Raw genomic sequence first — 22,713 nt, 5'->3', positions numbered from 1 at the left:
CCTTAAAACCTCAGCGTCATATCAAGCTGTGCAGAGAGGGTATTCTCATACTGACCATCCCAAGGCTGACGGCCCCAGATTAAGGTCAGTCCTGAGGTAAAGCGCCTGTTCCATTCTATTTCGTGACCATAACGGATTTGCGTGCTTGAGCCGGTGGGTTGCCCGTGTTGTTGATACACCCCACTGCCGACGCTCAGCTGCTGACGCCATACTTGAGCATAGTGGCGACTAATTTGGTGGGTTAAGGTAAAACCCGGGATCACGGAGAGATCATTCTTAGGGCTATAATAGGCGACGTTTTGCTGACTATTTTGGCTACCACTAATTTCCGGGGTAAAATCGAGGGTGACCCGCGGGGCTGTCCACAACCGCTCCTTAGCGGATAACTGATACTCAATACGGTGATTACCATCAGAAAAATGGGTGGGGCTGAGTGAAAATTGGTACTCACGTCGTTCATTTTCACGCCATCCAAGCCCTACGCTCGCATTATCGGCGGTAACATGATTTCCCCGAGCGCGTAAGGGCGCTTGGGCAGAAAAACGGGCGGCTTGACCGGTAATGCGCCAGTGATCGTCGAAGTCGTGCCAGCCAGCGAGCTGCCACCCCGTATGCTCATCCCCAGAGACCTGTTGATGGTTGATCTCCATTTCAGCCTGATAGTCTCGTCCCCGCCATTCAGCACCCACCGAGCCGATTGAGGCGTGTTTTTTGCCCTCCTCAAAATGGCTCTGTTCGAATTGATAGCCGCTAAAAAGTCGCACATTAGTGCTTATTGGCGGTGTGTAGAGACGACTTATCGTCGTGATATCCCGACTCCCGGTTACCGGGCTGTTAGAGTGCAGGCCGTGATTGACTCCAACTTGCAGCTCCCAACTCTGCTGTAAACGGCGAAAAGCATCTAGCGCTTGGATAGCGGGTGAGCTAGCGGAACGCGCAACAAGATCATCCGTCAATAGGTCCATTTGGTGCCACTCTTGCAGGTTACCCGCCACATAAGCCTGCTCCGTTTCCAGAGAAATATTATCCGGCATCAGGCTTTCAGCCCGCTTTAGTACTCTCTCAGCATGACGATCCGCCCCCCGTGCAGAGAGAACGCTCGCGTATTGAATCGCAAGCCCCTGATTACCGGGGGCACTGGTCGCTAGGCGCTGGCTTAACCGCTGCGCATCACTGAGGTTCTGGGTATCAACGAGGTAATCAATTTTTAAAGACTGTAAGCTGAGCCAACTATCGTTAGGTTGTTGCAGGGCGAGTCCCCAGACTTGTGTTTTCCATGGAGTTTGCACGGTGCGCAGGGCCAACTGCTTACCTGCCTCTTGAGGCTGATCGCTTTCTAGCAAGGCATAAAACTCGGTCGCAAAGCGATCATCATCTTGCCGCGCGACAGGAACCGGTATCGACGATAATACCGTTAAGGCTTGGCGTGGCTGTTTGCGCGCCAACAAGGCGGTTGCAACCCAAGGTTTAACGTAGTCGGGCAGTGACTGTTTTGCGTGTGATAATCGATGATATTCTTCAATAACTTCATCATAATGTTCTCGCGAAACCAACGCCCCTAGGCGGTCATTACGTAAACGTCCCAACTGTTGTTGGGCTTCAGGTAATTCTCTCCATTGGCGGCACAATTGCCGGTAAAGGGCTAACGCACGGTCAGCCGTTTCAAAACGCGATTGAGGGTTATCCGTCTGGATGAGTGCATCACGTACCAACCCCGCAGCATAGTCGAGTTGTTTTTCTCTCAGTACTTGCGTGGATAACGATAAAGAGTGCGCGGCATCTAACGCTGGTCGAGGAAGGCGGTTAATGGAATAGAGTTCGGCAAGTTGCTGCTGAACACGTTGGTCAGCAGGCGCGCGCTGTACGGCTTGGGTAAGTATGAATAACGCTTCTGATGGCTTTTGTTCGCGCAACCGTAGATACGCGAGCACTAATTGGTAGTCAAGCGGCTTTCCGAGGCGATAAATCTGCTCGGCGGTATCGGCGGCTGCCGTAAACTGGCGGGCGTCTGCTTCTGTCATTGATAACGAAGAGAGATAGTCGATCGCTTGAGGGTCTCGCTTTACCGCTTGTCGCCAATGTTCGATCGCCTCAGGCCAGCGCTGCTGATTACGTTCTGCCGATGCCACCGCCGCAAAGGCTCTTGCTGGAAGTTCTGGCCGAGTTCCATAACGTTGCCACACTGCAAGCACCGTATCGTTATCTTGTTGCCAGCTCGCCACCTGTAGCCAATCCGCAATCTGGCTGCTGCTAAGAGAATGGCGCGCTGATCTGTCAGCGAAATACGTCATCAACTCGCGAGTATGCCCTTCCCGCGCTCGCAAGATCAGCTCATCGTAAGAAGTCGCCTTGGCATCAGTGAGTAAAAGCAGGGAGAGCGAGCATAATAATGCTGGCCACCGTCTAGTTAATAGTACGCTCGTCATTGAGTTTCTCTTTCGCATCCTTGCCATTTCATTTTTTCTGCAAATACTGCTCAGAAAAAGTGTAAAGTTCGAGTCGAGGCACTTTACTGGATAGGAGATGCTCTTTAAGAAACAAATACCAATCAATAAGGATAATTTAATTGCTAAAACCTATTTAAATAACCTTAGATTACTGAAAATCAAACTAAAACAGACTATTAGAGCGTTTATTAATCACGATGTTTTTCGGATGGGAGCCATTCCTATCGATAAATTAAGATATATCTGGTGTCAGCAGTTCGTCTTAATTACGTTGTTACTCTCTTTATTCGTTTATGAATGACGTTCAACGTCGAATTATTCTCTGAGACTGAGAGATTTACTCCTATTTTTTGACATGCTTGATAGATAGATTATTTATCGTATTCCATGAACTAACATTAGAATATCTAATAGGTATTTAAATTAAGCCATTTCCAACCCAACTTAAATTACTCTCTCACTACATAAAATTCTTATTATTTCTCAACGCTTATTCTTGTCCCTATAAGCCAGACGGGTATAGAAAGGCTAGTTTACTCGTATTATTGAGTTAAGCGTTTTTTCTCCGCTTTAAATATAAGTTTTGAACTGTATAAGCGCTTACAGCGCTATTGAGCTAACTACGCAATCTTATGCTAGCCTTTAAGTAGACTCTTAGATAAAGGTGATTGACATGATCCGTGGTATTGAACATATCGGCATTACCGTTGAAGATCCCGATAAAGCCGAACTCTTTTTCAAGAATACCTTTGGGGCCGAGGTCCTACATAGGGTGGTGCCTTATGGTGATAAGAGTAAGCATATTGCAGGCGACAAGCTTAGCCCCCTTCAAGGCTTCCCTCCCGAGCTGGCGATGACATCGGTCACGATGTTGCGATTAGCCAATGGGCCTAATATCGAAATTATTGGTATTACTCCATCGATAACTAATCAACGACGCAATATTGCGGATGCCGGGTTTAACCATATTTCTCTCTACACCGACGACATCCTAGCGGCGGGTGAGAAGATGCGCCTCAATGGAGCCACTCTGTTCGAGGGACCCAACGACAATTTCAGTCATGAAGCGGGAGAAGGGAATCAGACGTGGTTCGGTATGACACCTTTCGGGTTGTTAATCGAACTGATCGCCCTGCCCTCAGGCGTTGAAACGGTCGGCGAGACCTCACGCTGGATACCTGAATCTTAGCCTTCGACAACTAGGCACTCTCTTACCCGCTAATCTCCTAGTGAGGTAAAGTGCCTAGTACCTACCTAATTCCTCGCTTGGGCTGCTAGTAGCCAGACACATTATCTATTCGTACGACCTTGTAACAGCAGCGGCCGATTATCCGCTGCCGGCTCCCCAAACTCGGGCCAATTATGCTCGTTCCACGAGAAGGTTTTGATACGGGTATGACGATTGGGGTCGTAAAGCGGATCACCCTCAATCTCCGTATAATTACGCGCATGGTAGACCAGTACATCTTCCCCCTGCTCATTACGGGTAAAACTATTATGCCCGGGGCCGAACTGACGATTCGTACGCTGCGTAGAGAAAACCGGCTGCGCCGATTTCTGCCAGCTGGCGGGATCGAGAAGATTACTCGCGACACTGGCCCACAGTAGCCCAATACAGTAGTTCTCGTCGGTAGCGCTCGCGGAATAGGTAATAAAAATAGTCTCTCCACGAATAATAACCGCTGGTCCTTCGTTGACCCAAAACCCGATGGTTTCCCATGCAAGCTCAGGCTGACTGAGTCGTACCGGTGACGATTTTAGCGTCCAAGGATTAGCCATCTCTGCCAAGTAGAGGTTTGAATTACCTCGTATGGCCGGATCTTTCTGCGCCCACAGATAGTAGTTTTTACCCTGATGGCTGAAATGCGTCGCGTCGAGAGAGAAACTATCGATGGGCGTATAGACCCGGCCTTTCTCTTGCCAGCTTCCCGTTAGCGGATCGGCATCCTCACACACTAGCGCGTACATCCGATGCTGAAAGAGCCCGTCGACAATCTCTTGTGACGGAGCTGCCGCGTAGTAAATTACCCATTGATTATCGATAAAGTGTAACTCGGGTGCCCAGATCAACGCGCTCATCGGTCCACTGTCGGGCTTGCGCCAGATGACCGTGGCGGGCGTATCGGCTAGCCCAATCAGCGTTCGAGAGCGTCGAATCTCTAATCGGTCATATTCGGGTACCGAGGCAATAAAATAGTAGCAGCCATCCTGATGTAGCCAGATATGAGGATCTGCACGCTGTTCAATGAAAGGGTTAGGATAATCACTCATCTGTTCATTCCTTGTTAGTCTGTGTGAGACGCTGGGGTTTAGTCTGTTGAAGGTCTGCAAGCTCGCGATAATGGCGACGGCGAGTCGCCAGATCGTCTTGGATCCTACGCATAGTGTCGCGATCGACTTTTAGAAGGCGTACCACACAGGCGGTAATTAGATAGCCGGCCGCCGGGATGAGAGTAAAAAGAAGAAGGATACCGTTTATCGCCCGCTCGCTCTGTTGCGCCGCCGCAGCGCTATAGCCGTAAGCGGATAATAAAAACCCGACCATCGCCCCCGCCACCGCTAAACCAAACTTGATAAAGAAGATGTTGCCGGAGAAGCTTATGCCTGTCACCCGCTTACCGGTTTTCCATTCGCCATAGTCATCCACATCTGCCATCAACGACCAGTGAAGAGGAGAAGGCAGTTGATGCAAGATATTCAGCAGAAAGTAGGCGACGAGGATCAGCGAGGTCGCATGCGGGTCGAGAAAATAGAAGCCGAATGAAAATAGCGTGAGACTAATATTGGCCCAGAAAAACACCTTTAACTTACAAAATTTATCGGTAAGCGGTTTTGCCAAGGCACTTCCGATCATCATACCGATCACGCCGAGACTGATAAACATACTCGCAAATGAGGTCGATTTCTCCATCACCCAGGTCACGTAATACATAGTGGCCGCCATACGAATAAAGCCCGGACAGACATTACAAAACGTCAGCAGTAAGATACGGACCCACTGATCGTTCTTCCAGACATCTCTCAAATCCGCTTTCAAGGCATGAGTCGAGGGTACTGCCGGTTGAATGCGCTCTCTTACAAAAGCGAAACAAAATAAAAACATACCTAATGCGATAAGGGCCATGACCCCCATCGACAATTGATAGCCAAGCGCCTTATCTCCCCCACCGAAAAAATCGGCCATCGGCAGTAAGGTCGAGGAGAGGATCAATGTGGCGATGCCTACCATCACAAAACGATAAGATTGGCAGGCGACACGCTCGTGCGGATCAGCGGTGATAACGCCCCCCAACGAACAATAGGGAATATTGATTGCCGTATAGGTAACTGACATCAAAAAGTAGGTCACAAAGGCGTAGATAACCTTACTGTGATAGCTCCAATCCGGTGTGGTGAACATCAATACGCTAAAGAGTACATAGGGCAGTGCTACCCAGAGCAAGTAAGGTCGAAACCGGCCCCAACGGCTGGTCGTGCGATCCGCAATCGCCCCCATAACAGGGTCGATAATGGCATCGATAACCCGCACCGATAATAAAAGAATACCGACCAACGCGGGGGCAAGCCCGAAGATATCCGTATAAAAGTAATTAAGGAACAACATAATTGCTCCGCCAATCATGTTGCATCCGGCATCTCCCATGCCATACGCAACCTTTTCTCTAAAGGACAATAGACCTTCCTTCATGGGTATTACCTCCCTCTCGATGGGCAGAAACGTGATGTTTTTAAATTCCCGTGCTGCTCTGGAGTATCGTCGAAGGAAGAGCCCTTAGTCAGGAGCAATATGCCATCAATATGGACAATTAGGTTGTCCCTCGAAAAGTGTTAGCGAGTCAGCAATTTTGCGGGATGGCTGGAAGTTGCTGCTGAGCCCAGCATTACAATCGAAGGCCATGAGCGATGAGAATAGAGATAAGAGCATGTCGCCAATAGAAAAGCGGCATGGCTTAGCTTGATAGAAGGGCGATAAATGCGGTAGTATTCGCACGCTGATTCACTCGGCGTATGTCTCCTTAGTTAAATGGATATAGTTAGTGTAATCGGTAAGTGCATAATTAATAACTAAAATGCCGAACTAACGCCAATCTCCCTGTACACATATATGTACTCACTCGACAATTTCTACCCCATTTTTCATCCTTGATATCAAAATTATTATAATTTTTTTACCCTTCCCCTCTCGGTATTTCCTTCACCATAAATGTCACCACTCCTAACACTCTGGCATCATCAAGAGCGTCACCCTCGATAATGCCATCGTTAGTTTTGAAAACTCCATCCCCCACTTCTGCAAACATCATTTTGCCGTTTACGTCCAGAAGCACAGTTGCGCCCTTCTTCACTTTATGCCCCGGTTCGGCCACGGCGTAACCCTCATTGGTTGGGATGATGATTGAGGATTGTGTGACATTCATAATCGACTCGGGAGTAAGTCGTGCTTCAACGTAATCTATTGCGGGGGATGGGAAGGCCATGGTTACCTCATAAGGATAACTTATCAGATAGCGACATTCAGCCCACTCATTCTTACCTGGGCTTTCTTGTATTTTCTGACAAGCTCGGCTTGAGTTAGAGCTTTATTATAGGTGGCAAACTCATAGAAGGATAACTGACTAGTAAGACCTCCAACTAGTGAGCCTAAGAGTATGTTGCTTGCGCCGCTGGCATAAGCGGTATCAAAAAAGGAGCCTGAAGCTTCGAAGGATAATCCCGAATTTTGATGGATAACAATAGAGAGTGTGTTTTGTAATTTACTGATAGATACACCGAAAAATATTGGCTTTGTGGCATCAAAGCTTCCAGCATTGGATTGTTTAGATGCCGCGTTCACCTGCAGAGTTTGGCTAGCAGTTTTGTAGATCGAAACGCCCGCAACAGGATTGTTGGTGTAGTTTCCAGCGATGATTAATGCCCCGGATGCATTCCCTATAGGCGCGATAACTCCTGTAAAAGATAACTCCCCATTATCGGCGAGCCCCGTAACTAAGTTATTACCTCCTCCGCTATTGAACTTTATCGCGCTATCTGCAAGAGAATAAGAACCTGTTGGCGACAGATTTTTTGAATTATCATTAGTCGCTTTTAAAGTGCCAGAGCGGAAATTCCAGAAATCATAAGCTTCAGTATCATATGGCAGGAAAGGTGATAGGTCGCCTGAGCTTACAGTGCCAAGCTTAGAGGGCGCAGAAACCGGTAATTGAATAACTAAGGACATTAGAACACCTCGCTTGTAGCAGTAAGTTTGAAATGGGGGCAGATGTAATACATTGGTTTGGTCTCATTATTGATAAAGCAAGTGTCTGAACATGAGTCGCGTAAATTCCCACTGGCTCCATTCGAGATATTCAGTCCATCCCCTAGATTATCGAATGCATAGCGAACCTCTGGAGCGCTCGATGGATTTGCACCTAAAGTTATTACAACGCTATTACCATCACTGCCTATTGCAATAGAGGAAATGGATTGTGCAGTGCCAGCAACATACACGGAAAATCCATAGTCCTTGGTTTTAGCTAACGTATCTGTGTCGAGCACCAAAGGCTTAAATGGAACATCGAAGAACACCTCGATAACATTCTCTCGATATAGTGCTGATATTGGGTTAATAGATAGTGGCTTTTTCTTATCAATGACTGCTTGCTTGTAAGCACGTCCATAGTATGCTCCTATCCATTTATAGCCTTCCGCTAATAGATGAAGCCCGTCTGTGTAGTGAGGGAATGGATACGTTGGCGCCACAAAATAAAAATAATCACTTTGCTGACATACCTCTAATAATGCTAGAGGGACTGCATCATTAATTTTCACCCGAGAGCTATGTTGATAAGTCAAAAACATAACGGGTGATGACTGACCGAATATATTCTGAGCGTCAGTCGTCAGGCCTGCTTGCAAATCTAACAGGGCTTTCTTGTGGGTTGCTTTTGTATAGGACTTGTCATTAGAGTTGGTTTCGCCCTGAAGCCAAGCTACGGCATGAAGTGCAATACTATCATTGAGAGAGTTAGCCCCATTGAGATGCTTAAGTAACTGATTAGTATACCACGCACTCCCCCTGGCTAATTGCTGGATAGTGTACGCCCCATGCCCCGCAGTGCTGCTAAAAATGATATGTGATGCAGGATTAACACCATTTTCTTTAAGCATGCATAAAGATGCGAAATTTGCAGAGCCTGAACACACTGTCTCTGCAGCATCAGGCTCTCCATCGGGTGTGGGTTTTGCATCATCTTCAATCAGCGGTTTTACTGCGCTGAAATCTCCACCATTACCTCTCACGCCGCTACCAAAAGTCAGGTTGCTAAATGGCTGATTACTGCTAATCACTGATTGAGCGCGAACGCCTGTACTTAGTGATTGGCCGTAGCCTAAGAGGTAGTTTGTTTCTACCTCATCAAATTCAAAAGGCATCAAGTCTTTTGAGCTGATATAGGATAAAGATGGAAATAAACCGACTAATTCATTTTTACTCGCATCATAGCCAAGAATAATATTGTTATTGTTGCCAATATGCAGGGGGATGATGCCGGTTGTTTGCCCATGATAGTTCGTAAAACCTAAACCCGATTTAATAGCCTCTTCTACATCACTGCGACTGATTCCAAGGCCATTTAACACCTGTAATTGGTCATCATATGCAAGCATTATATTCCCCTGCTTATCGATAATTACTGGGTATTTAGCTCCTCTGTAGTCGACAATACCAGTCGCTGACTTAACAAGCTGACTGACTAAGTCACTATTATCAGCAACATCTTCTGAAATAGAGTTCCCAGCTAGACGGGCAATCTCCGCCGCACTTCCATTATCATTTTTATAATAAATAAAGGAAGCCGATGCATCCGGCCCTTGCGGAACTCGGAAATATTGCCCGCTAGTCGTCCCAGCCAACCCAGAAGCAGTATCAGAGAAAGTAAAACTACCTAGGTCAAGTGATGTGATAATACTTTGCAGAGCAGCAATGCCTTTTAGCGCTTTGCCCGTTCGGCTAGTAACCTCAATGGAATCTCCGTTTATGAGTTGGTCAAAGGTGTCAGCATTATCCCAAATATCGCGCAGGTCAGAAGAACCAACAGGATTGTTAGTGTTATACATTTTTAATGTCTCATTTTAAAAAAAGTTGAGGGATTAGATTTACTGCGCGGTTATGCGTATTCTTCAATAATAACTATGCCTTGACTTCCTGCCGCCCCGTTCACTGATGATTGAGACTGCCCAATAGCACAGCCAGATGCCCCAGCGCCATAACCGCCACCTTGATTAGCCGCATTGTTAATTGCAGGGATTGAGCCACCTGAACCGAATGCACTGTTAGCACCTCTGGAGCCAATAGAGAAGGCAGTAGATACCGCAACGGCAACCTCAGCTCCACTTCCTGAATAGCCGTAAATATTCCATCCGCTAGGGCTGTCTGAGTTATTGTTAGTCACTGGCTGGTAAGGTGGAACTGCTGGACCAGCTGGTAGGCCTGCTTTCCCGCCTGGTGCAGAAATTATGGTCCCGACAGATGAGGTTCCACCATCTGCGCCGTATTGAGTAGATTGATTGCCTCCTCTGCCACCTTGACCCACGACAACCGCCAGTGTTGATAACGAGGTAACATCATAAATACCCTCTGCATAAGCTCCAGCTCCGCCGCCGCTACTCACTGAGGTCTGACCACTGCTTGTTGCTGAGGTGGCTGAACTTCCGCCGCCGCCGCCGACCATTCTTATCCGCCACCTTTTAGCGCCAGTCGTTTTGTTCATGTTCCCATTGCTGGTGAAGACTTGCGTGTTAATTAATCTTCCCGGAGCGGTATTTTGTAATCCTAATTTTAGGTTAGCCAATAGAGTTGCTGTATCACCATTGTCCAGCGCGTCCTTACCTGATGAGTCAACGATAAACTGTGCAAGAACCTGCGCCATTGTGGTTCCTTGGCGTAATGCCTTGTTTACCTGTGCTGATGATGCCTTACCTGACTGAAACCCTAGCATCAGGGCTGACAGCGCCTCCCAATCAGCTTGGTTAGTGACATTAGCTCCATTCCCAGCAGCAAAAGCCTTAAAATTATTATTAGCCATTAAATTTCTCTCCCCAGGAACCGCTATCGAATCCCTGCACATAATCAGTTTCTATATCAAAACCAAAGAAGGTATAACCATCCTTAGCCGTCTCTATTTCTCTAACGCGAACTCCGGCTGATTTGATGTTGAAATAACCACTATTAATGGCCCACCAAAGCTCGCTATTTATTGAATCGATTGGGTTGTCTGCATATCGTGAAGGCGTGTAATTCTCTGGAACCTTAATGAAGGGCCCTTTATTTATGGCGCTATCGAAAATCATTCTTTCTAATTCAGATATAGCAACATTCGGGTCACCGAGAATCCACAGGGATATGGACATGTCCTGGTTATCCACGATAGCGATGCGGATTCCCGATCCCTCGATTGCAGAATTTATGATTTCGGGCAGCGTATCGTTTTGACCATTCCAGCTGTTGATGCCTATTTTTATTTTCAGCACCAATCGGTAAATATCGTCACTCAGGTCAAGCAAGCCATCATCTGAGTCGTAGGGCCCTTGCCAGATGCCTTGGTCAAATCCTAAGTTGATTGTATCGAATGCGAAATAAATCCCCGATAGCGGCGTGTTCACCCTCCGTGAGCGCCCAATCCACTCACCCAAAATATCTAATTGCTTACCCACAGCAGTGTCGATATCGAAAGCCGACACAAGCGAATTTAGTGAGGTGTTGATGTCAATCAATGGCCGGGTAGATAGGTCGACATGCTGCGGAAATAGCACCTTAGAAGCGTGATAGTTTGATATTAGCTCGGTGTATTTACTCATGATGTCACCGTTATCGATATATTATCGACTGAGCACGAAGCCGCACCGTTGAAAGGTACGGTTATATTTTTTGCTGCTACGGCCCCGCTAGCAACGCCAATAAGAAGCTCGGTAATATCGTAATACTTTGAATCTCCGCCACTCACTACGCCTATATTTGCCGGTGAATAAACCCTGCTCAGTAAGACGTTAGAACCAATGGCGAGGCTATTGATGTAAGAAACAATGGCACTTTTAATCTCCAGCCCAACCTGTGACGTGTAACCGGTCAATGCTTCAATCGTTATCGACACATAGATAGGAATGTCTACTGGCCTCGAAAACCCAACATTATGTGGGTTACCATACCTATCGCTAACCGTTACTACGGTCGTTCCGTAAGGTGTGACCCCTTGGCCTTTAATGGAGCGTATTGTTTTAGCAATAACCTCAGCGTCACCACCTTCAACTACTGCAGCAATACTGTGCGGCGGGAGGCCATTGCTGTCGGTACTATCCGTATCGTTCTCATAAAGCTTGTGCCGGCTAACCCCTGAGATATTAGCCACAGCACCATCAACGGCATCGAAAGGGCTGATGCTCGCGAGAGATACACTGATTGCTTGCCTCTGCTTTAGCTCTGCATCCGTTTCAATGGCTCTACCAACTGCTGCCGAGGACGCGTTAGTCACCGACACCCACCCGAGGGTCGGTGTATTGATTGAAGTCACTATCCCGGGTTGAGCGGATATCGCGCCACTAGAGTTACAAGTCGCCGTAACCGTCACCGAGCCTGCAGAGGAGATCGTGGTAGTCGCTGGTAGATTCCAGATAACACCATTATTGTCTTTCACGGAACCGTTGGTGATAGTTGTGCCTGGTGTTCCAGTTAGGGTCACATCGACCGTCGAGCTAACCGCTGCCTTCCTAGCGATACCGTTTATTTTCACGTTTCGACTAAGGGCGTCAGACTGAGCTGTGGTTGGGCTAAAAGAGTTGTAACAGGCAATGGCAGTGTTATTGGCATCGTGAATAGCCAGAGATACTAGAGCGACCATCTGTCCGTCTTTGCTGTCTGGTTCTAGGTAAGCATCGGTGCCATAAATCTGCTGAAAATAACCAGTTAATGTTGTCAGGATAGTCTGGTAGTCAGGCGCACTTATCCCCTCAGCGATTACCGTTGCCGATAAGCCGAGTGTGTCTAAATCTAAGGCCATTACGCCTCCGAGGTTACTGTGGTTGTTCCGTAGATAGTTTCTACTGTTGCGGTGAAAATTACGCGGCGAGAGCTTGAATTTAACGTGGTATCAAAGGCTGTTATCGAGCTTACGCCCTGCGTTTCAAGGATTCGCTGTCTAATCGCCATGCTGTAAACCTCTGGCTTTTGTTTACCGAGAACTGACTGAATCCATGGAGTGCCTTCAGTGGTATCGAGGAACCATTGGCCCCGCCAAAGTAGAAAGCGTGTCTTGATGGCCTGTGCGACGGCCTCCGGGGAGTTGGTCAGCCATGTCGCGTCACCTTGCCCAAAAGAATAATCGCCATCGTCTGTTTCTCGCCTATATCTCATTCCGGCTTACCTGTGCTTGAGTTACCGGGTTGAACTCCGGTATGGGTATGCGATTGAACGCTGATACTTCCGGCCTTCATATCGCCAGTAGAAGTCACTGCGCCATTAACCTGAACATCCCCGTTGAGTGTAATAATCGGGGCCGTGATATTTACCGAGCCTGATTGCGTTAACTCGATGAATTGTGCGCCGCTGTCGGTGCGGATCTGAATACTGTTAGTAGACACGCCTTTCAACGCTCTCGGGTTAGAGGTTGGCCCCGGTATAACGAATGCATCAGATAGGTCGTGCATCCTGTCGTCTACTGCCTTATTAATACCGCCAGATTGATGCCAGAAGTCGATACCACGGTCAGCGAACATAATCAGACATTCATCCCCCTCACTGAGAGGAAAGGTTATCGACACACCTCCACCGCGGGGGAATATCACAGGGCAATCTTGCAGTAATGGTAGGTCTTTCGATACCAGATTTCCCGCGCTATCCTGACCCCATCCACTAATCGCTGGCTGTACGGTTGCCGTGCAATTCTCAGCATCGAACGATTGAATGATGCCGGGCGTTGATACGCGCACGCTAGCAGAGGTTTTCCGTCGTAGCGTTTCATCAACCTGTTCACTGCTTCCGGTCTGTGAATTCAGCTGTACGGGCATATTTACTCCAATAAAAAACCCGCCGAAGCGGGTAATAGCTGTTCAAATATCAGGATTTATACCTTAGCCCTTTAGTGGTAAAGATCTGTCACTTCTGACCTGGAGTAATCTCTACGCCTTCAAGTTGGATCTTGCAAACCTTGTTGGTTATCAATTTCAGTGAAACCAACAAAAGTTTAGCGCTCAGGCTAACCCTATCTCTAAAGGAACCCTTCAAGTCTATGGATAAGTCAGTTTTCACAATAAACCTCCAAGGTAATGATTACCAAGATTTAATATCAAATATAAAAGAGATAATCCCCAAAGAATCTGTGAAGACATCTGTAAGGATGAGGATAGGTGATTCTTTCGACGGAGGAACATCCCAGCTTGGGGCTATCCTTGAGTTTCTGCAAAATAAAGATGTTTGCTACACGGTAGCAGCCATTGTAGCTGCATGGATTAGGTCAAAAAATAACAAGAAAATTTCAATCAAAACGAAAGACTCAACAATCGAAGCGTCTAACCTAAACGAAAAACAACTATTCGTAATCTTTCACTCCAAAGGCTGTTCAATTGACCTATTAAAGGAAGATAAAAAGCCTGAATAATCAGGATAGTTTTATAGATTCTGATTTAACACGATGCTGCAGTCTGCAGCACTTAAACCAAGAACATCCGCAGACTCGCTATACTGGCAGGACTGTTTTACTCGACGGAAACCAAGCAACCCATAACTATCCCCGTTGGTCTTCAATAGCTCCTTAGCATCACCACCTTCTCTTCTTGCTTGCCCGGAAGCCTCCATATCAGCAAATTTAGATATGGCAACGTGTACCGCTAAGTTGTCATTAAGATCTGGATGACTATTAAAGAAGTCAGAAAGCGTCCCTGCATTAGATGAAAGTGATAATAGAAGCAGGCTCGCGGATAGAGCCATACCTAAGTATGAACTTACGTTTAGCTTTATGTTTTTCATTACTTAACCCTCACACAATCATACGTCAAGAACTGCCGATGCTCGTCCATGTTCATCCTGACGACTTCGACGTTGAGGATGGCTTTGCCGTCGCGCTTGATATAGTCCAACCCTAGCCAGCGACCTATTTTCGGGTCGGGTAGCATCCATTGGTATTTGATATTGCGATAGTCTTCTTTCGCACCTAGAAAAGTAAATTTCTGAGATTCAGGCCTAACATTGTTAATGTGCATAAATCCATCATTACTTGAAGATAGTGTGAATGGCCCGCAATTCATTAAAGGCCTTGCAACATCATCCGCAACCGCACCAAAAGACAGCGCCGCCAAAAATGCAACCACATATTTTTTCACTACAACCCTCCGCTTTTATTCAGCGTACTGGCAGATTGCAAATCCTGCCCACCCTTAGCCAGACAAAGCAGATCCATATACCAGTTCTGCCCCCGTGTATCACCAGTATAATCAATACTGCCCACGAAGTAATCGCCATCGGTATTAATTGCGGCCGGTTGCGCCCCTGTGATGCCATTAACGTAGATATTACCACCTGATTCTGTCTGCGTAATCGCTCCGCCTTGTGAGCTGGCAATCTGTTCAGTTGTCAGGGCCGTACGGTATACCGAACCTTGGTCTAATCGAATGAGTCCACCTAACTTGATATTCGGGTTAATCAGGCAGCGTACGTTAACGCCAGCACCCATCGTCTGCTGTGGCCTACCGATAAGGCCAGTATCAGCGTTTAGCACCACTAGATTATCGATGGGCTTAGACTCTTTGACGATATGCACCTTGTTATCTTCGTACCACCAGTGCGCATCACATTGCCGAGCTAGGTCATTGATAATTTCATTCGTTGAAGCATGAAGCGTTTTAGCGCGGGGGAATACCGTGTCGGGAAAGTTGGTTACCTCTCCTGCGGTGATCCCATAGGGCGCATAGCTGTTCATGGCCACGCGGAATACGTCGTCAAACGTCCAACCTGCAGCAATGGTCGTACTGATTGCCGCCTTCAAATGGCCTTCCCAGCTATCGATACACTGCAGCAATATCCATGAGTCGGTGATATTGTCCTGCCCCGCTATAGAGAATCGGATATCGCCATTAAAAATCAGGCCGATGTTCTCGTCAGGGTAATTGCCAAACTGGTCAGGATTCCCCTTGTAGCCAGCGATAACCCTGATTCGGGTAAACTCTTGCGACAGTAGAATGTTTTGCGTGGTAGATGACAGGTTATAGATTTTGAAGTTGCCGACGAATCCGTTGAAAATGGTTGCTGGCTGTTTCTGAATCTCAAACGTTACCTTCAAGTCAGTCAGGCTGATACCCTTCCCGTCCCTCCCGAAGACCTGAATTTCAAAATGTCGCATCCAATTAGCTGACATACTTACTCCGTTACCACGCAAAGTTTATTGTTAACACCCAGGTCATACTGAGTCGGGTCAGTTAACCCATCGTTCCCAATGACGTACAGAGAGAATCCTAGCGATAGGTGCTGATACTGACCTAGCAAGTCAGCACCAGACCCCATGGGAATACCGCTAACAATCGCTGCGCCCGAGGAATCCATTAAGTCCATACACCAGAAGGCCCCGCGCCAGATAATCTTGAATTTATAATTCGTATTATTAATGGACGCGTCAAACACCTGATTCTCGGGAACCAGTGGCAATACTGTTGTGGTCATAGTCGGCCTATTATTTGATTAGCGAGGCTACAGAACTGAGAAGAGACTGATTAGCAGCAACCGGTGTTTTGACGCCTGTAGACTGCACGGCGCTAGTATTTGCACCCTGAGTCATGTTTTCTTTACTGGCTACAGTAATTGTTTTTGACTGTGTGACGATTACTTCACGAAACGTCACTGTCACCATCAGCACGTTCTCAGAGGTTTTATCGGTGGTAACATCGAGTGAGCGGATCAGCATGTTGCTGTAAATACGCTTGCCGGTCACCACATCCATCGGCTCACGGGATCGCTGCAGAGCCAGTAATTCGTCATAGCGCTCTCTTGGACTACTGCCCAACGAAAGGCCAACGCTCGACGTATCAAATAGGTCCGTTAAGCTCCCCCCACCGGAAAACCCTATTTCCATAACCAGTTCAGAGGGTCGGCGGTAGGCATGGTCAGAGACAAAACCCGTCCCGCCATCGGTACTCGATGTCATGGATGTTGGGCGCTCTACGGGGTGCTCGGTGATTTCCAACATATCCGAATGTCGCTCAGTGATAACGACATCAGGAATAATGGTGTCTATCTTTCTAGTGCGCTGATGTAACAGAACTGAGAGAAAATCCATTAACTATTCCTCCCTGATAGTTGCTGTGCTGCCCGTGAATTAACCTGACTTTGACGCTCTGCTATAACGTTTCCAGCTTCGCGGGGGTTATTGACGTCATGGATATGGATTACCGTTTCTTGGTTGAGAGTGTTACTCGGCCTCATATTAGCCATTACGCTAGGGATATAGTTCTGTGTTTCCCGTGGCATTAAATCCAAGCCGTGCTTCTGAACGTTACCTAGCCCCCAGTTATATGAGGCAAGCGTTTTTGACAGGTCTCCACCGTTAGCTCTCATCAGCTGAGAAAGATACTTAGCAGCAGCTTGGGCGGCTTTGGTGGGATCGAAAACATCATTGCCGCGCAATCCTAAATCAGAGGCCGTTCCGGGCATTATCTGAAATAATCCCTGCGCCCCTGCCTTTGACTGAGCGTTAGGGTTTCCAGACGACTCAGTAGTCGCCACTCCACGGAGTAACCCTTGAGGTAGCTTGTACTGACTCTCTAAACTATCGAAAACAGGCTGTAATTTATTGAGGAGTTTATACCCAGCGCCGATAACCCATTTTCTTGCACTTAATGCGCTTTCGGTAACGCCCGGCAAAGCATCTTGCGTGGTACTGCTACGCTGGTTAAGAATTTCTTTCCCGGCAGTGTAGGCATCTTTCCATCGACCATCTTTGATGGCACTTAGCATTTGAGAGATGTAATTGAGCATCTTCCCAAAGTCGCCGAGATTGGTCATCAGGTTTGAAAAATCCCACTGTCCTGTCCACTTTTTCGGATCGATACCAAAGAGACCTAAAACACTATCTTTTAGGTGATTTACACCCTTAACAGCACTATCAATCTCCGGCTTCCACCTAGCCCAATCAATAAGCGACTGCCCACCTTCTCGCCACGTTTGGTAATCTTCGAACAGCAACGCAATGGCTGTTGCTAATGCTATGACTCGACCAATAGGCGACATCATGAATGCGCTATTGAGTAATCGCCACGCAACGACTAACCCACCAATAACCTCGATGAGCTTTCGGGTTCCGCTGTCGAGCTTGTCCCACCAATCAAGAACGCTTCCCACACCATCAACTAAGCGCAGCACGACCCTGGTTAATATGGTCGCAACCCACATTAAGCCGTTAGCGCCTGATGTGATGGTCTGCTCAATACGAGGGAAGTTATTCACCACTTGCCGACGGAGGTTATCGATTGACCCCGCCAATCCGCCAGCCAAGGTTGAGCCTATTTTGTCCCGTGCCATGCCAGCCATAAGCCCAAATGAGCGAAGGCTGGTCATGAACTGGTTAGACTGTACTGCGGCTGTGTTAGCGTTGTAGCCGATAGCCTTAGCCATCTGAGTGTATTGCGTGGAGAAGGTACCAAGACCCCGCCGCATTGCCATTAGAGTGTTTTCATCGATACCCAGCATCTGAGCGAACTGATTAGCTCGATAGTAAGGCATGTTACTGAGACGCTGCCCGACGCCTGTGAAGATGGCTGACATATCCCGCATATTGCCGCTAGCATCGCGGGTCTGCACACCTAAGCGATTAAGAAACCCCTCGGCGCCCGGATTATTACGCATGAACCTCGAGAGCGACTCAAGTGAGCCTCTAGCCCCCTCAACCGTGCCGCCCATTTGTGAGGCTGCATAACCTATCGCCTGAATGCCTGAGACACTCGCGCCTGTCCGTTGTGAAGCCCAATAGAGGTTATCAAGGCCAGAGGCGATCTTCGCGGTAAAGGCAACGACAGTTAATGCTGATGCCTCCACAGCGGTCGCCATCTTCACGGTATTAGCAGCGACACTAACCAGTGTTTGCTCAAACTTCCTTTGCCCTGATTGGTCTACTTGAAAGCCAAGAGAGACAAGGAAGTCTTGAATTGTTTCAGCGTTCATTTGCCTCTCTCCATCGCTGTATGCGCATTTCATTATCTGCTTTCATGTCTAGGTAGTCATTCATCAACGCAACGTCATAGAGACTCAATGAGCCATCTTTAAGCGCGATATAATGACAAAGCCCTGCATCAACAGGGCGAAGTAGGTAATCAAGGCCATCGGAAAGTGTGTCGAGGGTTAAGCCGCTGGCAGGGTTTGCGTCTCGCTGGCGGGGAGTTCTTGCAAAAAATCACCAATATTCTCCCCGATAACCTTACCGACGATTTGCAGCATAGTTGGCAGGTTAATGTCATCAAACATTAGCTGACCACTGTTAATCAGACTGGCCCAGTTAGTTCCGTTCTGGCGCGATACGACTGACAGGCAGGGCTTGATAATCGCATCAACGCTATCGTCCGACATATCAGCTAACGCCCCAGCAACTTTCGGTAGCACTGATTCAACCGCGCTCATTACCTTTTCTTGATTGCCGGCAGCGTCTTTGATGATGTTCAGGTCTGAAACCATCCCCGCTAGCACCGGTAGTAACTTACGCGCCACTTTGAACTGGGTGAACACGTCCATATTAGTAGTGCGGTACTGTTGACCTTTTAATTCAAACTGCATGATTTACCCCTTAAAACGTGCCTAGTACTTCATCGATTTTTCCGCAATCAAACACCCACTCAACCGTGCCGCCGTCTTTGGCATTTACATGGTCAGGTTGCTTCTGGAATGCGACAGAGCGAGCCGTGGTAATGTCTCCTGATGCATGGTTACGAATAACGATTATGTTATTTCCCCACGTTGCAGATGATTGGCTTTGCGCGTTGTAGGCAAGAGACAGTTGCTTGTTCTTCGGTGATGTTTTGAGATACCGGACGCTAATGGTTCCGCTTTTCCCAGCGTGTAGAGAGTGCATAACCTCGCCATCCGCACCTACAGTCATGGTGTTTTTATTTTCGGTCATGGTAACGGTGATACCTTCCTCGGAGTTGGCAGAGCCATAACCTAGGTCGATATTCCCTGTCACACCCGTTAGGGACGCTGATACGTCCATAAAGCTATAAGTTGACATTCATTTCCCCTTAACGGACAACGTTGACTTGTACATCAGCGTAGTGAATCGCACCCGCTAACTTGATTGCACTCTGGATAAGCGTTGATTTACGCTTCTCTCGGTCAGCCTGTGATTGCTGAGTGAGTGGTGTTGCGTAAACGTAGTAACCTTTGGTCAGCGTGTCGCCCGTGCTGAGCTGGCCTAAATCACCACCATTCCAGACACCAGGAGCAACTAAACCGTTGTTAGCCGCCTGCTCAAGAGACTGCTCGACGTTAGCAATTAGTCGCGTAATACCTGCTTCGGTCTGCGGAATCTTCGTTGTAGACGTATAAAGTAGATTAAACAGGTTGGTCTGGATGTAGTCTTGCAGCCAATCAAGGCCGTGGCGTTCATCAAAGAAATCACCATTAGCCATGACACCCTGCTGGATGATTGCCGTGTCATTTGCGTAGTAGACGTAAACGTTACAGTTTTTGCTATCCAGCGCTGCGGCTTGGCTGGTCGTCAGGGTTTCGTAGGTGATACCCGGCTCTTGCTTAAACTTCAGCGTGATGGCGGTATTGTTACCTGTGAAGTTCACGGTAAATGCACGACCGAACAGTGAGGCAGAAGCGTACTTACTTGACGTTGAATACTGAACGAAAGTGCGAGAGTAGTTAGCAGCTTTTAGTTTTGCAGCAATATCATCAGTCGCAGTTGAAACTAGCGCATCAGGTTCAGCAGTCGTCACCCCTAACACACGGCTAACTGTTGATGACTCAATCGCTCCCGCCACGGCCAGAATATCCGCATCAGAAATCGCATCGCTATCTGCCAGTTCAAGCCCGTACCAGTTGGTATAACCAAGCGCAGCATTAACAGCTTGTAGCGCAGTTTCAGCCTCACCAGTTTCACCCGTGGCCAGAGTTTTCGCCCAGCGACCGACATAGACCTGAGTCGGCTTCGGTGATTGACCAAAGAACGGTGTAGCCGCCAAGTATTCCGGGCTAGATACGCCAAAGTCGTTGCCAATATCAGCTAATGACGAGTAGAGGCGAATGCGCTCCGTGATGGGGATAACGGTTGATGTACCTAAGATAAGTAACGAGCCGAAGTTACGACCCGTTGCCGCAGACGGTGACATGATGATGTCAACATTCACGACATTAGAGACAGGTAGACCCTGTGCCATAATTAATCTCCAAAGAGTTTTGTTTCTGCTGATTTGATGGAGCGGATCGCAAATTTGCGCGTCACTTTCCGGCGAACAGTGATCGATACGTCGTAGCGGCGCATCCACTGATTATTGATAAGCTCGGGGAAGTTGATGATGTCGCCCACGTTATAAAGCGTCATGCCAGCATCCTTGATTGTTTCGTTGTTTTGCTCGACCGAACTACCATCGCGGAAGATGGAGGCCATGGACATGCCGTTAGGGCCGTAGAATGAAGCAAGGCAATCAATCGACTCGTGCCGAAGCAAGTTATCCGACTCTGAATCGACAGCCTCCATTGCTACCGAGAAGTCACCGCGCACACCCGTTACCCCGAAAGCACACCAATCGGCTGTTACGGGAGGGAGGGCTGCTTGAGTCTGCTGCCAACGTGGTTTAACCATCTTGGCATCGTAACCGCTTACCCCACGAAACCATCGGCTCAGCAATCGGTCTAAGTCCTCGCCATATACCGCATCAGTGCCTTGCTCAGTGAGATAGCCAGCCTGTGTCGAATCAGATGCCATTTGCAGGACCTCCATCGAAAGGAAGTAGCTCACAGTGAGCCTGAACGAATCCAGCGCCGTATTCGGTGTAGTAATCCACGAACGACACACGGTAATCGCGGCCCCGGTATGTCACTACGTCGGCATCAGTATCTGTCGCACCTTCAGTTAACGTGAATTTCGTGATAACCAGTATCGCACCGCGAACAACTTGCCCTGCCTCAAGCCTTGCATTCTCAAGCGATTTATCGACCGTAACCACGCCCGCAAAGGGTATCTTTGAGGTTGTATTGCTCGTGAAACCATCGTCGTCTGTTGTTTGTGCTGAGCGAGTGGAGACTAGCGTGGTGTCCATGAACTCAGGCGAGAGAAGTACCTCACTAACGTCAAGAGTTGGCATTTTTATCCCTCACGACATAGGTGATTGAGTCTCGATACTCACCGGTATCTATTAGCGGCATGGCATTAGCGTTGTTAGGATCTCCGCCGTTGGCTCTACTCTTCATCTCAGCTTTCGCACCTTTCCGACCCTTCCTAGCCCGAGCCGCTACGGTACCGTCTGCTAATGGCACAAACCCAGACTCATCAATGACGGCTTTCACTGCATTGACCGCTAAAAACCCAGCCCTATTTAAGTCACGAGTAGCCGCGCTACCGTCACCCGTCAGGATGGACTGAGCGGCAGACTTGAGCAGGGGAAGCGTTTCAGACTGAGCCTTGCGAACACCAGGTACTAAATGAGGTCGGGCGGGGATATTCTGAGCAGGTGATCCGTTCTCGTTGATATAGCCAATCGCAGCATTACCGATATCGGCATCCTCACGCTCGCTTTTACCTTCGGGAATGCCGACCAGAACATCCTTCTTACCAACCTCTTTCAGTGCTTGCAGTATCTTACCGCTCAGGTCTGAACGGATAGTTAAGCCAGACTTCATAGTTGCCGACCTCCCATTCCGAACATGCCGATAAGCTGCCAGAACTCAGCACCATACCGGGTGTAGTTCCAGAATCCCGCGTCAGGGCTAAGGGTCGAGCCGTTATCGAACGACACCGACACCTTGTCCACTGACTTAGACGAAACCACACCACTGGTTGAACCTGTCGCCCCGCCTATCAGAGAAGCCGCCGAATCAGCGGCATACAGTGTTAGGTAGTGCGCCACAAACAACTCCGCGAAATAAGGGAATAGCTTAACGCCAGTTAACTTTTCAGATAACAGCGTGTCGGCAAGCGTAAGTCGGAAGTTGATTTGTGAATCAGGAAACTTTGTGGTGTCTGCGAACTGCGGGAAGTCTTTTCGGAACTGGTCAGCATCTGGCAACGATTGATTGTTGCTCATGCTTCACCTC

At 48.1% G+C, this 22,713-nt stretch carries 26 protein-coding genes and 1 pseudogene; 2 read left to right on the top strand and 25 right to left on the bottom strand.

The annotated features are described in order from the left end of the window. Positions 1-2 precede the first annotated feature (2 nt). Positions 3-2,426 (bottom strand): poly-beta-1,6 N-acetyl-D-glucosamine export porin PgaA, encoded by a 2,424-nt coding sequence (gene pgaA / locus HGT70_RS04130; RefSeq protein WP_214194984.1) that lies wholly within the window; start codon positions 2,424-2,426, stop codon positions 3-5. Positions 2,427-3,120: 694 nt separating this feature from the next. On the opposite strand from pgaA, the gene HGT70_RS04125 reads away from it, so the two are divergent. Continuing rightward, entirely contained in the window at positions 3,121-3,636 is a 516-nt protein-coding gene (locus HGT70_RS04125) for a glyoxalase/bleomycin resistance/extradiol dioxygenase family protein (RefSeq protein ID WP_071430915.1), read from the top strand. Positions 3,637-3,737: 101 nt separating this feature from the next. Here the strand turns inward: HGT70_RS04125 and HGT70_RS04120 are convergent, their stop codons facing one another. From HGT70_RS04120 to HGT70_RS04075, 10 genes are all read right to left on the bottom strand, one after another. Next, positions 3,738-4,718 carry a glycoside hydrolase family 43 protein gene (locus HGT70_RS04120; RefSeq protein ID WP_214194983.1) on the bottom strand — a complete coding sequence of 327 codons (981 nt, stop codon included), beginning with the start codon at positions 4,716-4,718 and terminating at the stop codon, positions 3,738-3,740. A 4-nt stretch (positions 4,719-4,722) separates the two neighbouring features. Next, complete coding sequence (locus HGT70_RS04115; protein WP_214194982.1) at positions 4,723-6,135, bottom strand: glycoside-pentoside-hexuronide (GPH):cation symporter; 1,413 nt, start codon at positions 6,133-6,135, stop codon at positions 4,723-4,725. A 481-nt stretch (positions 6,136-6,616) separates the two neighbouring features. Continuing rightward, positions 6,617-6,925, bottom strand: coding sequence for a hypothetical protein (locus HGT70_RS04110; protein WP_214194981.1), 309 nt, complete (start codon positions 6,923-6,925; stop codon positions 6,617-6,619). 23 nt (positions 6,926-6,948) lie between these two features. Further along, positions 6,949-7,665, bottom strand: a complete 717-nt coding sequence (locus HGT70_RS04105) for a hypothetical protein (RefSeq protein WP_214194980.1) — start codon at positions 7,663-7,665, stop codon at positions 6,949-6,951. Next, positions 7,665-9,545, bottom strand: coding sequence for a hypothetical protein (locus HGT70_RS04100; protein WP_214194979.1), 1,881 nt, complete (start codon positions 9,543-9,545; stop codon positions 7,665-7,667). Before HGT70_RS04100 ends, HGT70_RS04105 begins: the two co-directional genes overlap by 1 nt. Positions 9,546-9,595: 50 nt before the next feature. After that, on the bottom strand, positions 9,596-10,513 hold the full coding sequence (locus tag HGT70_RS04095) for a glycine-rich domain-containing protein (RefSeq protein WP_214194978.1): 918 nt from the start codon (positions 10,511-10,513) through the stop codon (positions 9,596-9,598). Next, positions 10,506-11,285, bottom strand: coding sequence for a baseplate wedge 1 family protein (locus HGT70_RS04090; protein WP_214194977.1), 780 nt, complete (start codon positions 11,283-11,285; stop codon positions 10,506-10,508). The genes HGT70_RS04095 and HGT70_RS04090 overlap by 8 nt, the downstream gene beginning before the upstream one ends. Next, positions 11,282-12,481 (bottom strand): baseplate J/gp47 family protein, encoded by a 1,200-nt coding sequence (locus HGT70_RS04085; protein ID WP_214194976.1) that lies wholly within the window; start codon positions 12,479-12,481, stop codon positions 11,282-11,284. The genes HGT70_RS04090 and HGT70_RS04085 overlap by 4 nt, the downstream gene beginning before the upstream one ends. Then, on the bottom strand, positions 12,481-12,834 hold the full coding sequence (locus HGT70_RS04080; RefSeq protein WP_214194975.1) for a contractile injection system sheath initiator: 354 nt from the start codon (positions 12,832-12,834) through the stop codon (positions 12,481-12,483). The genes HGT70_RS04085 and HGT70_RS04080 overlap by 1 nt, the downstream gene beginning before the upstream one ends. After that, positions 12,831-13,487 (bottom strand): Gp138 family membrane-puncturing spike protein, encoded by a 657-nt coding sequence (locus HGT70_RS04075; RefSeq protein WP_214194974.1) that lies wholly within the window; start codon positions 13,485-13,487, stop codon positions 12,831-12,833. Before HGT70_RS04075 ends, HGT70_RS04080 begins: the two co-directional genes overlap by 4 nt. Positions 13,488-13,708: 221 nt before the next feature. Here HGT70_RS04075 and HGT70_RS04070 point away from each other — a divergent pair, with 221 nt between their 5' ends. Then, complete coding sequence (locus HGT70_RS04070) at positions 13,709-14,077, top strand: hypothetical protein (RefSeq protein WP_214194973.1); 369 nt, start codon at positions 13,709-13,711, stop codon at positions 14,075-14,077. Between the two features lie 11 nt (positions 14,078-14,088). Here the strand turns inward: HGT70_RS04070 and HGT70_RS04065 are convergent, their stop codons facing one another. From HGT70_RS04065 to HGT70_RS04005, 14 genes and pseudogenes are all read right to left on the bottom strand, one after another. After that, the gene (locus tag HGT70_RS04065; RefSeq protein ID WP_244968819.1) at positions 14,089-14,445 is read right to left on the bottom strand and encodes a hypothetical protein; all 357 of its coding nucleotides are present in this window, start codon (positions 14,443-14,445) and stop codon (positions 14,089-14,091) included. Then, positions 14,445-14,723 (bottom strand): hypothetical protein, encoded by a 279-nt coding sequence (locus HGT70_RS04060; protein WP_244968834.1) that lies wholly within the window; start codon positions 14,721-14,723, stop codon positions 14,445-14,447. The genes HGT70_RS04065 and HGT70_RS04060 overlap by 1 nt, the downstream gene beginning before the upstream one ends. A 74-nt stretch (positions 14,724-14,797) precedes the next feature. Further along, the gene (locus HGT70_RS04055) at positions 14,798-15,829 is read right to left on the bottom strand and encodes a baseplate hub protein (protein WP_214194972.1); all 1,032 of its coding nucleotides are present in this window, start codon (positions 15,827-15,829) and stop codon (positions 14,798-14,800) included. Between the two features lie 2 nt (positions 15,830-15,831). After that, positions 15,832-16,131: a phage baseplate plug family protein gene (locus tag HGT70_RS04050; protein ID WP_214194971.1), complete on the bottom strand. Its 300-nt coding sequence runs from the start codon at positions 16,129-16,131 to the stop codon at positions 15,832-15,834. 10 nt (positions 16,132-16,141) lie between these two features. After that, entirely contained in the window at positions 16,142-16,744 is a 603-nt protein-coding gene (locus tag HGT70_RS04045; RefSeq protein WP_214194970.1) for a phage baseplate protein, read from the bottom strand. Continuing rightward, the gene (locus tag HGT70_RS04040) at positions 16,744-18,624 is read right to left on the bottom strand and encodes a lytic transglycosylase domain-containing protein (RefSeq protein WP_214194969.1); all 1,881 of its coding nucleotides are present in this window, start codon (positions 18,622-18,624) and stop codon (positions 16,744-16,746) included. Before HGT70_RS04040 ends, HGT70_RS04045 begins: the two co-directional genes overlap by 1 nt. After that, positions 18,614-18,766, bottom strand: a pseudogene (locus HGT70_RS16585) (DUF6889 family protein); the annotation flags it as partial. The gene HGT70_RS04040 and the pseudogene HGT70_RS16585, both read right to left, overlap by 11 nt. Before the next feature lie 35 nt (positions 18,767-18,801). Then, positions 18,802-19,230: a phage tail assembly chaperone gene (locus tag HGT70_RS04035; RefSeq protein ID WP_214194968.1), complete on the bottom strand. Its 429-nt coding sequence runs from the start codon at positions 19,228-19,230 to the stop codon at positions 18,802-18,804. 10 nt (positions 19,231-19,240) lie between these two features. Next, entirely contained in the window at positions 19,241-19,681 is a 441-nt protein-coding gene (locus HGT70_RS04030) for a DUF3277 family protein (RefSeq protein WP_214194967.1), read from the bottom strand. 10 nt (positions 19,682-19,691) lie between these two features. Then, on the bottom strand, positions 19,692-20,837 hold the full coding sequence (locus HGT70_RS04025) for a DUF3383 family protein (RefSeq protein WP_214194966.1): 1,146 nt from the start codon (positions 20,835-20,837) through the stop codon (positions 19,692-19,694). Between the two features lie 2 nt (positions 20,838-20,839). After that, a complete protein-coding gene (locus tag HGT70_RS04020; RefSeq protein ID WP_214194965.1) occupies positions 20,840-21,385 on the bottom strand; it encodes a phage neck terminator protein in 546 nt (181 codons plus the stop codon). Next, complete coding sequence (locus tag HGT70_RS04015; protein ID WP_214194964.1) at positions 21,375-21,764, bottom strand: head-tail adaptor; 390 nt, start codon at positions 21,762-21,764, stop codon at positions 21,375-21,377. Before HGT70_RS04015 ends, HGT70_RS04020 begins: the two co-directional genes overlap by 11 nt. Continuing rightward, positions 21,751-22,299 carry a hypothetical protein gene (locus HGT70_RS04010; protein ID WP_214194963.1) on the bottom strand — a complete coding sequence of 183 codons (549 nt, stop codon included), beginning with the start codon at positions 22,297-22,299 and terminating at the stop codon, positions 21,751-21,753. The genes HGT70_RS04015 and HGT70_RS04010 overlap by 14 nt, the downstream gene beginning before the upstream one ends. Further along, entirely contained in the window at positions 22,296-22,703 is a 408-nt protein-coding gene (locus HGT70_RS04005; protein WP_214194962.1) for a DUF4054 domain-containing protein, read from the bottom strand. The genes HGT70_RS04010 and HGT70_RS04005 overlap by 4 nt, the downstream gene beginning before the upstream one ends. Positions 22,704-22,713: the final 10 nt, after the last annotated feature.

This window comes from Rosenbergiella collisarenosi (assembly GCF_018494085.1).
Lineage (GTDB): Bacteria > Pseudomonadota > Gammaproteobacteria > Enterobacterales > Enterobacteriaceae > Rosenbergiella > Rosenbergiella collisarenosi.
This window is presented reverse-complemented; position numbering and strand designations above follow the sequence as displayed.